The following is a 12,243-nucleotide window of genomic DNA, read 5'->3' as shown; positions in this document are numbered from 1 at the left end:
ACCGGCATGGCGTGCCTTGGCGACGAACAATGCGTCACGCCTCCTTGATGGTATCGATCAAGGCGCGAAAACCGGCCGAAGGATGCCGGCGACTGGGGTAGTAGAGATAAAGCGGCTCTTCGGGCTGGCACCAGGCGTCGAGGACCTGGATGAGCTCACCGCTTGCAATCTGCTTTTCGACGCGATTTTCCCAGACATAGGCGAGCGCAACGCCGCTTTCGGCCGCCTCCACCATCAGTTCGTGATCGTCCAGCGACAGTGGCCCGCTTGGATGGAACGTCACGGGTTGACCGTCCCTCTCGAACTCCCAGGCATAGCGCGCGCCGGAGGGAAACATGTTCTGGATGCAAAGGTGGCGCTTCAGGTCATGCGGCGTCTCAGGTATCGGCCGGCGCGCGAAATAGGCGAGCGAGCCGACGACCACGAGACGCAGGCGCTGCTTCAGCCTCAGGGCGATCATGCCTTCGCTGACCCGCTCGCCGAACCGGATGCCGGCATCGAACCCTTCGCCGACGATATCGACGAGGCGGTCCGTGGCGCTGATTTCGAGCTGCAGGTTGGGATTGTTTTCAAGCAGCGGCCCGATGACATGGCCGATGACAAAGGGGGCGATCGAGTTCGGGACATTGATCCGGACGCGACCGAAGGGCGTGTCGCGGAACTTGTTGAGCGCATCGAGCGCCGACGCGATCTCGCCAAAAGCCGGATCGACATAGGATCGCAGCAGTTCACCGGCCTCCGTCAACGAAACGCTGCGCGTCGTTCGATTGAGCAATCGAATGCCGATCCGGCTTTCGAGACTGAGCACCGCGTGGCTGATGGCGGACGCCGTGACGCCCCTCTCCTCGCCCGCCTTGCGGAAACTCCTGTGCCGGGCGACGGCCGCGAAGGCCGCCAGTTCCGCAAGCTCCGATGCACGCATTACTGAACACCATTCATCATAGTTTCGAGAATAACGAATCTTATGCAGCGAAGCGGATTGCGTCAAATTCCTCTCGTCAGCACGGGATGCGGACGCCAACCGGCTCCGAAGAACCCGTCAAACCCTTGAAGGAGTTCGTCATGAAAGTCTGGTTCATTACGGGTGCATCGCGCGGCCTCGGCGCTCTGATGGCAAAGGAAGCGCTCAACGCGGGCGACGCGGTCGTCGCCACTGCCCGCAATCCGAAAACGGTCACCGAACAGCTCGGCACCCACCCCAATCTGCTCGCCGTCGCGCTGGATGTCACCGATGAAGCCCAGGCGAGACAAGCGGCCGCCGCCGCCGTCCAGCGTTTCGGCCGCATCGACATTCTCGTCAACAATGCCGGCTACGGCTTGCTCGGCGCCGTCGAGGAGGCAACGGCTGAGGAAGTCGAAAAGCTCTACGCCACCAACGTCTTCGGCCTGCTCAAGGTGACGCGCGCCGTCCTGCCCCACATGCGCCGGCAGCGCTCGGGCCACATCCTGAACTTCTCCTCGATCGGCGGCTATTTCGGATATCCCGGCTGGGGCGTTTATGGCTCGACCAAGTTCGCCGTCGAAGGGCTGTCGGAATCGCTTGCAGCCGAGGTTCAGCCCTTCGGCATCAATGTGACGATCGTCGAGCCCGGCTTCTTCCGCACCGACTTTCTCGCCGACAACTCGCTGGCGGTCAGCGCCGCCGCGATCCCGGACTATGTCGGCACGCCGGCCGGCAACATGCGCGACTTCGCAGCCGGTGCGAACCATGCCCAGCCTGGCAACCCGCAGAAGCTCGCGGCCGGTATCGTGACCCTGGTGAATGCGAAGAACCCGCCGCTCCGTATGCCGTTCGGCAGCGACACGGTTTCAGTGATCGAGGAGCAGAACGCCAGCGTCGCGAAGGAACTCGCCGAGTGGCGCGACCTGGCCCTTTCCACGGATTTCGCCACCGACGCAGCCGCCTGATCCCCCGCCGATCCGGCTCCGCTTTTCGACCGACGAGCGGAGCCGGAAACAGCCCGACGACCTATTCGTCCGGCTACGTCCTGCGTCTTGCGCGCCCGTACGGAGCCGCGAAAATTATTCCACTCGAAGCGGCTTGCGTGACAAAGCGTTTCTTATCTTCCAACCGACACTCGATTAATTCTTGAGCACTTTGGTCGGCTATTGCCCAAGAAATCGCCGACGTCACCAATTCGAGAGTGCAGCACGTGTCCCAAACAACCACCAAATCTCCATCGAAGCCGCTCTACGCCTCGTTCGGTTTCCAGGTCCTCGCCGCCATGGTCATCGGCCTCCTTCTCGGCCTGATCGCTCGCAACATGGGCGCCGACGCCGCTGGCAACCCGAACTGGCTGACCGTCACGCTGCAGACGATCGGCTCGATCTTCGTGCAATTGCTGCGCGCCCTCGTGCCGCCGCTGGTCTTTACCGCCATCGTCGCCTCGATCGCCAACCTGGCGACGCTGCAGAATGCCGCCAAGCTCGTCTGGCAGACGCTGCTCTGGTTTGCGATCACCTCGCTCATCGCCGTCGTCATCGCCATTGCGCTTGGCCTTGCCATTCAGCCGGGTATCGGCTCTGCGGTTTCGCAGGAAGCCGCCAAGGCTCCCTCCTATGCCGGCTCCTGGCTCGATTTCCTGAAGGGCCTCGTGCCCGCCAATGTGCTCGGGCTTGAAGCCAGCACCAAGCTGACCGACAGCGGCGCCAGCACCTCTCTCAATTTCAACGTGCTGCAGATCCTGGTTGTTTCGATCGCCGTCGGCGCTGCTGCGCTGAAGGTCGGCGATGCAGCGAAGCCCTTCCTTGCCTTCAACCAGTCGCTGCTCGCGATCGTGCGCAAGATCCTGTGGTGGGTCATCCGCCTGACGCCGATCGGCACCATCGGCCTGCTCGGCCGCGCCGTCGCCCAATACGGCTGGGAAACCCTGGCGCAGCTGACCTGGTATACCGCCGCCGTCTATATCGGCCTCGCCATCGTGCTCTTCGTCGTCTATCCCGCGCTGCTCGTCGCCCACGGGCTGAAGCCATCGCGCTTCTTTGCCGGCGCATGGCCGGCGATCCAGCTCGCCTTCGTTTCGCGCTCCTCGGTCGGCACCCTTCCCGTCACCGAAACGGTGACCGAAAAGAGCCTTGGCGTGCCGCGCGAATATGCTGCCTTCGCCGTGCCGCTCGGCGCGACCACCAAGATGGACGGGTGCGCCGCCATCTATCCGGCGATCTCGGCAATCTTCATCGCCCAGTTCTTCGGCCTGCCGCTCGGCATCCAGGAATATGTGCTGATCGTGTTCGTCTCGGTGCTCGGTTCCGCGGCAACGGCTGGCCTCACGGGCGCAACCGTGATGCTGACGCTGACGCTGTCGACACTCGGCCTGCCGCTTGAAGGTGTCGGACTGCTCTTGGCCATCGACCCGATCCTCGACATGGGACGCACCGCCGTCAACGTTGCCGGCCAGGCCCTGGTGCCGACGATCGTCGCCAAGCGCGAAGGCATTCTTGATGAGACCGTCTACAACGGCGACAAGGTCGTCGACGATCTCGAGCCGTTTGCCGCAGGCGCTCGCGCCGCCTGACAATTCGGCGCGGGGGCATGCGGGCCACGGACACCCGCATGCCCCCTACTGTCGACGGACAGGAGGCCGACTCCGGATACTTGCTCGTTCGACCCGGTTCATGGCCGCCATTGGCAAGTCCGTGCGAAATCGCCCTGCCGGCGAGACGGCCAAGCTTGCGCAAACAAATCGACAGGTGGATCCTTCATAGGGATCACGACCGCGTCCCGGGCTCGATCACATGCGCTGGCAGGGCAGCCCCAGCCTCCCATTTGCCGGCGTTCTGCGGCCGGCCCGGCTGTTGCAGAGGGCAAGCCATGTCTCTCACCGAATTTCATCTCGTCACGCAGTGGATCATCGACGCTTCTGTCGATGATGTTTGGCGGGAGCTGAGCACGCCGGAGGCGTGGCCGGACTGGTGGCCATCGGTCAAACGGGTCTCTCTGTTGCGCGCGGGAGACGAGCACGGCGTCGGGGCTGTTCGCCACCTGCAATGGGTGACCGCCCTGCCTTATGTACTGTCGTTCGAGATGGAGACGGTGAAGGTCGAGCCACAGTCACTGATCGAAGGCAGGGCCTCGGGCGAACTCGACGGTATCGGCCGCTGGACGCTGGAGCCCGACGGCAGCCGCTGCCGCGTACGCTACGACTGGATCGTCGAGGTGACAAAACCCTGGATGATCCGGCTTTCGTTCGTCCTCAAGCCCGTATTCCGCTGGAACCATGGCGTCGTCATGGAACGCGGCCGGCGCGGTCTCGTTAAACGCGTTGCTCAACAGCGATAGCTGCCCAACCGAGCGCGCCAACGCCGCCTCCCCCTCCGCACGGGCGATACGCCTAGCTCCATTTGAGTAAGCGGGTAATCATTGCTCCTCGATTCTGCCTGTGTTGCTATCGGGCCTCAACGAGAGAGGCGCCATGTTCAATGAAATCGACATTCCGTGCCCCGAGTGCGGTCATGAAAACAGCCAACGCGTCGCCTGGGTGAAAGCCAATGACGAACTCCCGTGCGAGCAATGCGGAAGCGCCATCGCGCTCGAGGACGAAAAGCACCTGCTGGTGATCGAACAGGCGACTGCCAACATCGCGAAGCTCAGGCGGTCGCTCGCCAAGTTTCGAAACTACTCGACCGGGGCCACGCGAAAGCGTCGATGAACTTGTGAAGCGCTCGGCCGATCGAAGGCCGCGCCACGCCCCTGATCGCTGCTACGGTCGCTTCGTCCAGACTACGAAGGATCCAAAGACTGGACCTCTTCCTTGATGATCGCACCCAGGCGGCGGGCGCCTGGGCCGGCCGCATCCGGATCGGGATAGACCAGATACATCGCGCCCCAGCGCTCAGCCCCGTCCTTCAGCGGCAGCGGCTTCAACTGCCCGGCGGAGAGTTCCTCGCGGATCCAGTCTTCCGGATACCAGGCAAACCCCATGCCCATGCAGGCGGCACGAATGGAGGTCGCCTTGTGGCCGACCGTCAAGCGTCGCTCCGTAACATTCCAGACACTTGGGCGTTGCCGCTGCAGGCCGCTGTCGCGGATCACCAGATGACGATGGCCTTTCAGGTCCTCCATTCCGAGTTCCCGACCCAATTGGTGCAGCGGATGAAACGGGGCGGCGGCGGCCACGGCGCGGTAGCGCAGGATGACGTCACCCGTGTGCCCTGTCGGCAGGTTGTCGGCGCATATGGCCAGGTCCACTGCACCGGACAGCAGCAACTCGTCCGTTCCGCCCATGACGCTTTCGTACAGCTCGATGCGCGTTTCCGGCGCTTCCTCGCCGAACCGCTCGATGCAGCGCAGGAGCAACCATGTTGGAAACAGCCCCTCGACCGCAAGGCTCAGCATCTGCTCATGGCCCTTGGCGAGGTTCTGCGCCGCCCGTTCCAGGCGTGTCGCCTCGTCGACCAGTGATTTGCCACGGCGATAGAGGATCCGGCCCTCGGTGGTGAGCAGCGCCTTTCGGCCTTCTATCGCAAAGACGGCGACCTCAAGCCGTTCCTCGATCTGCCGCACGGCATAACTGATGGTCGATTGCGACTTGTTCAACACCTCGGCTGCCTGCGCGAAACCGCCCGCCTCGACGACAGCAATGAAGGCACGCCACTGGTCCAGGGAAATCCGCAACATTCATCGATCCGTTCGATATATATGCCGTAAACATCGAACTTTTTTATCGTCCTGGCAGATGTTTGTATAGGCCCAACAAGACACGCAGCTGAGACCTTTCGCAATGCCCGATCGCCGGAGCAAGAGCCGGCGCGCGCCTCCCTATGCCCTTCCCCGTCAACACATCAGACCCCATCAAAGAGGAGCCAGACATGTCTATCGAAGTCCGCGAGATCCACCTGAGAAGACGCCCCATCGGCCTTCCCACGCCTGAACATTTCGACCTCGTCAGCAACCGCATCCGCGAGCCGGAGCCCGGCCAGCTCCTGGTCCGCAACACCTGGATGTCGGTCGACCCCTATATGCGCGGCCGCATGGACGAGCGGAAAAGCTACATTGCGCCCTTCCGGCTTGGCGAAGCGATGGACGGAGCCGCCGTCGGCGTGGTCGAGTTTTCCAACGATCCTGCTTTTTCCGTCGGGGATGCGGTCGTTCATTTTGCCGGCTGGCGCGACTTCGCGGTGATCGATGCGGCCACGGCACGCAGGATCGACCCGGAGCTGCCGGCCCAGGCCTATCTTGGAGCACTGGGCTTTCCTGGCCTCACCGCCTATGTGGGGCTGACGAGGATCGCCAATGCCAGGCAAGGCGAAACCATCTTCGTTTCGGCCGCCAGCGGCGCCGTCGGCAGCATCGTCGCGCAGATCGCCAAGCTCGGGGGCCTGCGGGTGATCGCCTCGGTCGGATCGGCGGACAAGGCCGCGTGGCTCCGCAACGAGATCGGTGTCGATGCCGTCATCAACTATCGCGAGACGGCAGATCTGACCGCGGCCCTTGCGGCCGCAGCCCCGGAGGGCATTCACATCTACTTCGACAATGTCGGCGGCGATCACCTCGAAGCGGCCCTGGCCGCGGCCCAGACCCATGCGCGCTTCGTCCTCTGCGGCATGATCTCCGGCTACAACTCGGATGCGCCGGCGAGCGGTCCGCGCAACATTTTTCAGGCGATCGAGAAACGCATCCGCCTGCAGGGCCTGATCGTTTCCGACCATATCGACCTCATCCCGGAGTTCGAGCGCAAGATGGGCGTGTGGATCAAGGAAGGAAAGGTTGCGCTTCGCGAGACGGTAGTCGACGGCCTCGACAATGCCCCGGATGCCTTCATCGGCCTCTTCAAGGGCGCCAACACCGGCAAGATGCTGGTGCGGCTCTGACACGCCGCGGCTGCGCAAGCAGGGCGCATTGGAGGAATGCCTCACCGGTTGACGATGCGCGTCGTACGGGGCGAAGCGAAGGCAGGGGGCGGTACAGCCCCCTGCCTTCAAGCATCTTAGTAGTGGACGGATGCCGCATCGATCCGCGGCGCCTTCGGCGGGGCGAACTTTGTCAGGTCAATCCCGTCGACTGCGCTTCGGTACTCTTCCACGCTCGGGGTGCGGCCAAGGATTGCCGACAGCACCACGACCGGGGTCGAGGCCAAAAGCGATTCACCCTTCTTCTCGGCCGTGTCTTCCACGACGCGGCCCTGGAACAGACGGGTCGAGGTGGCGAGAACGGTATCGCCCTTCTCCGCCTTTTCCTGGTTGCCCATGCAAAGGTTGCAGCCCGGGCGCTCGAGATAGAGGATGTTCTCGTATTCGGTCCGGTTGCTGGTCTTCGGCTTCAGATCATCGAACTCGAAGCCCGAATACTTCTGCAGGATTTCCCAGTCGCCTTCGGCCTTCAGCTCGTCGATGATGTTGTAGGTCGGGGCGGCGACGACCAGCGGCGCCTTGAACTCGACCTTGCCCTCTGACTTCTCGATATTCTTCAGCATCTGCGCGACGATCTTCATGTCGCCCTTGTGCACCATGCACGAGCCGACGAAGCCGAGGTCCACCTTCTTGGTGCCGCCGTAGTACGAGACCGGGCGGATCGTGTCGTGGGTGTAGCGCTTGGATACGTCGGCGTTGTTGACGTCCGGGTCGGCGATCATCGGCTCGTCGATGACGTCGAGGTCGACGACGACTTCGGCGAAGTACTTCGCGTTGGCGTCGGGAGAAAGCGCCGGCTTCTCGCCCGAACGGATCTCGGCGATACGCGCATCTGCCTTGGCAATCAGGCCCTTGAGCGTACCCGCGGCATTTTCCATGCCCTTGTCGATCATGATCTGGATGCGCGACTTGGCGATTTCGAGCGACTCGATCAGCGTCTCGTCCTGCGAAATGCAGATCGAGGCCTTGGCCTTCATCTCGGCCGTCCAGTCGGTGAAGGTGAAGGCCTGATCGGCGAGAAGCGTGCCGATGTGCACTTCGATGATCCGGCCCTGGAAGACGTTGTCGCCACACTGCTTGAGCATCTGCGCCTGGGTGGCGTGCACCACGTCGCGGAAGTCCATATAGGGCTGCATCGTACCTTTGAAGGTCACCTTGACCGATTGCGGGATCGGCATCGTCGCCTCGCCGGTGGCGAGCGCCAGCGCCACCGTGCCGGAGTCGGCGCCGAAGGCAACGCCCTTGGACATGCGGGTGTGGCTGTCGCCGCCGATGATGATCGCCCAGTCATCCACGGTGATGTCGTTCAGCACTTTGTGGATCACGTCCGTCATCGAATGGTAGAGGCCCTTCGGGTCGCGGGCGGTGATCAGGCCGAAATTGTTCATGAAGCTCATGAGCTTCGGAATGTTCGCCTGAGCCTTCTTGTCCCAGACGGAGGCCGTATGGCAACCCGACTGATAGGCGCCGTCCACCAGCGGCGAGATGACGGTGGCCGCCATCGCCTCGAGCTCCTGCGCGGTCATCAGGCCGGTCGTATCCTGGGAGCCGACGATGTTGACCTTGACGCGCACGTCCGAGCCGGCATGCAGGACCTTGCCCGGCGTCACGCCTACGGCGTTGCGGTTGAAGATCTTCTCGACAGCCGTCAGGCCCTGGCCCTCGACCGTGATTTCCTTGTTCGGCGCAAAGACCGGCGTCGCCTCGATGCCGAGGGTCTGCGCCGCAAACGTCTGGAGTTTCTTGCCGAAGACGATGGCATAGGAGCTGCCGGCCTTCATGAACTCCATCTTCTGCGGCGTGAACGCTGCAGCGACGTCGACCAGTTCCTGCCCGGCCTCGTCGCGGAGCTTCTTGTTCTTCACGTCGAGCTTCAGGACAGTTCCGGTCTCGACCGAGAACTTCTGCTCGAGGATCGGGTTGCCGTCGTTGTTGAGGATCGGCTTGCCGTCTTCGCCTGTCTTCTTGACCCAGTTCTTCAGGTTGACGCCGATGCCGCCGGTCACGTCGACCGTCGTCGCAAAGATCGGCGAGATGCCGTTGGTGCCGGCGACCACAGGGGCGTAGTTGACGAAGGGCACATAGGGGCTGGCCTGCTTGCCTGTCCAGAGCGCCACGTTGTTGACGCCTGACATGCGCGACGAGCCCACGCCCATCGTGCCCTTTTCGGCAATCATCATCACCCGCTTGTCCGGATGCTGCTTCTGCAACGCCACGATTTCCTGCTGGGCCTCGGGCGAGATCATACATTGGCCGTGCAGTTCACGATCCGAGCGCGAGTGCGCCTGGTTGCCCGGAGACAAGAGGTCGGTCGAGATATCGCCTTCGGCCGCGATGAAGGTCACGACCTTGATTTCGTCCTCGACATCCGGGAGCTTGGTGAAGAATTCGGCCTTCGCATAGCTTTCAAGCACGCCCTTGGCGACCGCATTGCCGGCCTTGAAGGCGTCGCGCAGACGGAACATGTCCGCGTCGTAGAGGAAGACCTGGGTCTTCAGAACGTCGCCAGCCTTTGCTGCCATCGCGGCGTCATCGCCAAGTGCGATGTCCAGCAGCACTTCGACCGAAGGGCCACCCTTCATGTGCGACAGCAGCTCGAGGGCAAATTCGGGAGAAATTTCCGGGACGATTGTCGCGCCGAGAATGATCTTCTTCAGGAACGCGGCCTTGACGCCCGCAGCGCTCGTGGTGCCCGGCAACGTGTTGTAGATGAAGAATTTCAGGGCGTCGGCCCGGTGCTCGTTACCGGCATCCTCGATCAGCGTCAGGATTTCGCTGATGAGTGCGCCGTCATCGATCGGCTTGGGAGCGAGGTTTTGAGTTTCTCTGCTTTTGATCTCAGCCAGGTAGTCCAAGTAAAGTGTCATCGCAATCCCAACGTCCTGAGGTTATGGCGCTGAGACGCAGCGCCACCAGACTGTTTGTCAATCAGCCAAGGTTTTATGCGTTTCGAGTACGTCAACCAGGACCGGCTGACAAGCTACTGCTGGTCAGTAAAAAAGTCGTAGTCCGGATTCAATCGGTTTGATGAATTTGGTCGCGCGCAGGCTGCTGCACCGAACCGGTCGGGGCTGTCGATCTTATTCCGCCTCGCTTGCCGATCTGGCGAAGCCTTCATCGCTGCTCCCGACGCAACCGGACGAACGGGACGGCTTGCAACCCCGCCAAAAGCGGCATGCACCCTCCATGAAAACTGCACGTATCCTGCGTGGAACCTCAGACAAGATGGTTCACATCGATCGCATTGAACGGGCCGACGCGGTCCGACGATGGAAGGAAACGATCGATGACGCTCAATCTCACCGTTGCCGCGCTGGCACTGACCGTGATCGCGGCTGCTTCAAGCGTCGAGGCGGCCGACCTCGGCAATGCGGCCGCGGCGAACTCCATCGATTTCGCCAATGTGGATCGCTGCACCGGTTTTTACGCAGGCGCCCACGTCGGCGCCGGTTCCTCCAGCCAGAAGGGCGACAAGCGCAAGTTCAACGGCGGCGTGCAGGCGCGCTGTAACCGGCAGTTCGGCCAGTTCGTCGTTGGCGGCGAACTGGAGGCAGCACACGCCGGCGGTCCGCAGTATCATGTCGGCAACGGTGGCGCCTTGCGCCAGACCTGGAGCGGGACTGCCCGGGCCAAGGCGGGTTACGCGCTCGACAACGTGTTGCTCTATGGCACGCTCGGGTGACCACAGCACGCTTCCAGGGCAAGGGCACGGTCACGTCAGGCGATCGCTGGCACGCGGGCTGGTCCGTATGGCGCCGGCGCGGAGATGGCGTTGACCGAGGATATGTCGGCAAAACTCGAATACACCCAGACGCGCTTCAATCGCGTCGGAACCACGATCGGCGGCGTGAAAGGTTCGGACAACCTGATCAACCATTCCGTCAAGGCGGGTTCGAACATCCGCTTCTGATCCGGAAAACGGCCGGTTCTGCCGTCCCGCAGCCACGGTCGGGCGAGTGAAAGGGAACTCGTCAACGGGGCGGCGTCTCAAAGGGCGCCGCCCTTTCGTCGAGGCGCCTGAAAGACGTAACCGGCAACAGGTCGCCGGCAGCGGACGACAACAATCAACCCCCTCGCGCGCCGGGCTTCCTGGAGGCCGTCCCGATATCCACGCGACCGGCCAAGGCCAAGCGCCCCTTCGCTTCGAAAACGGCCGACGTCCGCGCATGGTGGTGCTGCTCGGCCAAGTATTCGCCATTGTCCCGGCAATCGGAAGCGCAGGAAGCGAGTTTCGACCGCCGACGCGCCTGGTGCGATCACCGAGCGAGTCAAGTAAGGATTTGCCCCCTGCCAACTTCGGCGAGAACTAATTTAAGTCCACGTCGGCGGCGTTGTCTTTGTACTCGACCTTCGGGTCGGCGCCGAACAAAATCTTTACGGCTGCCCATATGCTGGACGCATCTTTCCAGATTTCGGCGTGTTCTGCGTCGAACCTCAGTAGCACAAGTTTTGGATCGTCCTTTCCGCCGTCGTACCAGGCAGCAATGTAGGGGTTCCAGAGCCGGTCGATATTTTCCCTCCTCCCGTCGACAGACAGGTTGCCATGAATGGCTGCAAAGACGTCGTGTCCCTTTGAGGCGAAGGTGGCGATCGCGCGCCCTCGTCCCGCAAGTTCCGTCACCAGCGAGGAGTCGATGGAGGTAAAAAACCACATTGGCCCATGATCTTCTTCGATGAGTGCCGTCATCGGTCGCGTATGGCCATCGGCGACTCCGCATAGCCCCAGCATTACCGTGCGATCAGACTTCAGAGCTTTCCAGAATTTTCCTTTCAGATCTTCCTCATTCGCCATGACGCTCTCCAATTCGCTCAAGACTGGCCCGGTTCAGACCATCTGATGGCTAATGGTTACGGCCAGACAAAGTTCCGTCGCGGCAAAGTGGACGATGGCACCGGCCCGAACGGGTGGAGGCTCACAGAGGCTGGCAGCCCTAAAAGCAACTTGAGGCCAATGGCGACCTGGAACTCAACCTTGACGAGAAGCGGGCTCTTACATGCGATCGCAGAGGCACGAAACCTCAACATGTTCTGAACGCAACAATGGCTTGCTCCCCGCACCGTCGCAGGCGTCTCTTAGAACCGGCTCGATGGATACCGCTGGTCCGCAACGTCTGAGCCGGAAAGACCGGTTTCGGCTGCTGACCGCCAATCGCGCATGGGGCGACATGGCTGGCAGGGCAAGGTCGAGCGCCATCGGCAAATGGGCGCCAGGCGGCCATAGCCGCTGGTTGGCGGAGGCATTCTCGAAGGCCCGGTCCCAGAAACGCCAAAAGCCCCCTTGCATTTCTGCTTGGGGGCTTTTTTGATTTGGTTGCGGGGGCAGGATTTGCGGATATCTGTCCCGCTTCGTCGGCTGCGCCTCCTTGCGGGCCCCTGAAGAGGTGTTAACTCCTC

At 62.3% G+C, this 12,243-nt stretch carries 11 protein-coding genes; 7 read left to right on the top strand and 4 right to left on the bottom strand.

The genetic code is table 11. From position 1 onward, the window contains the following. Positions 1-34: 34 nt before the first annotated feature. The gene (locus tag VGO12_RS19445) at positions 35-922 is read right to left on the bottom strand and encodes a LysR family transcriptional regulator (protein ID WP_327514402.1); all 888 of its coding nucleotides are present in this window, start codon (positions 920-922) and stop codon (positions 35-37) included. Between the two features lie 140 nt (positions 923-1,062). On the opposite strand from VGO12_RS19445, the gene VGO12_RS19440 reads away from it, so the two are divergent. From VGO12_RS19440 to VGO12_RS19425, 4 genes are all read left to right on the top strand, one after another. Continuing rightward, positions 1,063-1,908, top strand: coding sequence for an oxidoreductase (locus tag VGO12_RS19440; RefSeq protein ID WP_327514401.1), 846 nt, complete (start codon positions 1,063-1,065; stop codon positions 1,906-1,908). 245 nt (positions 1,909-2,153) lie between these two features. Continuing rightward, complete coding sequence (locus VGO12_RS19435) at positions 2,154-3,515, top strand: dicarboxylate/amino acid:cation symporter (RefSeq protein WP_327514400.1); 1,362 nt, start codon at positions 2,154-2,156, stop codon at positions 3,513-3,515. Between the two features lie 296 nt (positions 3,516-3,811). After that, entirely contained in the window at positions 3,812-4,279 is a 468-nt protein-coding gene (locus tag VGO12_RS19430; RefSeq protein WP_327514399.1) for an SRPBCC family protein, read from the top strand. Positions 4,280-4,412: 133 nt separating this feature from the next. Then, positions 4,413-4,649 (top strand): hypothetical protein, encoded by a 237-nt coding sequence (locus tag VGO12_RS19425; protein WP_327514398.1) that lies wholly within the window; start codon positions 4,413-4,415, stop codon positions 4,647-4,649. 71 nt (positions 4,650-4,720) lie between these two features. Here the strand turns inward: VGO12_RS19425 and VGO12_RS19420 are convergent, their stop codons facing one another. Continuing rightward, positions 4,721-5,617 (bottom strand): LysR family transcriptional regulator, encoded by an 897-nt coding sequence (locus VGO12_RS19420; RefSeq protein ID WP_327514397.1) that lies wholly within the window; start codon positions 5,615-5,617, stop codon positions 4,721-4,723. A gap of 191 nt (positions 5,618-5,808) precedes the next feature. Here VGO12_RS19420 and VGO12_RS19415 point away from each other — a divergent pair, with 191 nt between their 5' ends. Continuing rightward, a complete protein-coding gene (locus tag VGO12_RS19415) occupies positions 5,809-6,810 on the top strand; it encodes an NADP-dependent oxidoreductase (RefSeq protein ID WP_327514396.1) in 1,002 nt (333 codons plus the stop codon). Between the two features lie 116 nt (positions 6,811-6,926). Here VGO12_RS19415 and VGO12_RS19410 read toward each other — a convergent pair whose 3' ends face one another. Further along, positions 6,927-9,716, bottom strand: coding sequence for a bifunctional aconitate hydratase 2/2-methylisocitrate dehydratase (locus tag VGO12_RS19410; protein ID WP_327514395.1), 2,790 nt, complete (start codon positions 9,714-9,716; stop codon positions 6,927-6,929). 419 nt (positions 9,717-10,135) lie between these two features. Between VGO12_RS19410 and VGO12_RS19405 the strand changes: the two genes are divergently transcribed. Then, positions 10,136-10,531: a hypothetical protein gene (locus VGO12_RS19405; protein ID WP_327514394.1), complete on the top strand. Its 396-nt coding sequence runs from the start codon at positions 10,136-10,138 to the stop codon at positions 10,529-10,531. A 90-nt stretch (positions 10,532-10,621) separates the two neighbouring features. Next, positions 10,622-10,759, top strand: coding sequence for a hypothetical protein (locus VGO12_RS19400; protein ID WP_327514393.1), 138 nt, complete (start codon positions 10,622-10,624; stop codon positions 10,757-10,759). Between the two features lie 396 nt (positions 10,760-11,155). On the opposite strand, the gene VGO12_RS19395 is transcribed toward VGO12_RS19400, so the two are convergent. Further along, entirely contained in the window at positions 11,156-11,641 is a 486-nt protein-coding gene (locus tag VGO12_RS19395) for a pyridoxamine 5'-phosphate oxidase family protein (RefSeq protein WP_327514392.1), read from the bottom strand. Between the last annotated feature and the right edge of the window lie 602 nt (positions 11,642-12,243).

The organism is Ensifer sp. (genome assembly GCF_035999135.1).
In the GTDB taxonomy this organism is placed as follows: domain Bacteria; phylum Pseudomonadota; class Alphaproteobacteria; order Rhizobiales; family Rhizobiaceae; genus Ensifer.
The sequence above is the reverse complement of the archived record's forward strand: the minus strand, read 5'-3'. Positions and strand labels throughout refer to the sequence as shown.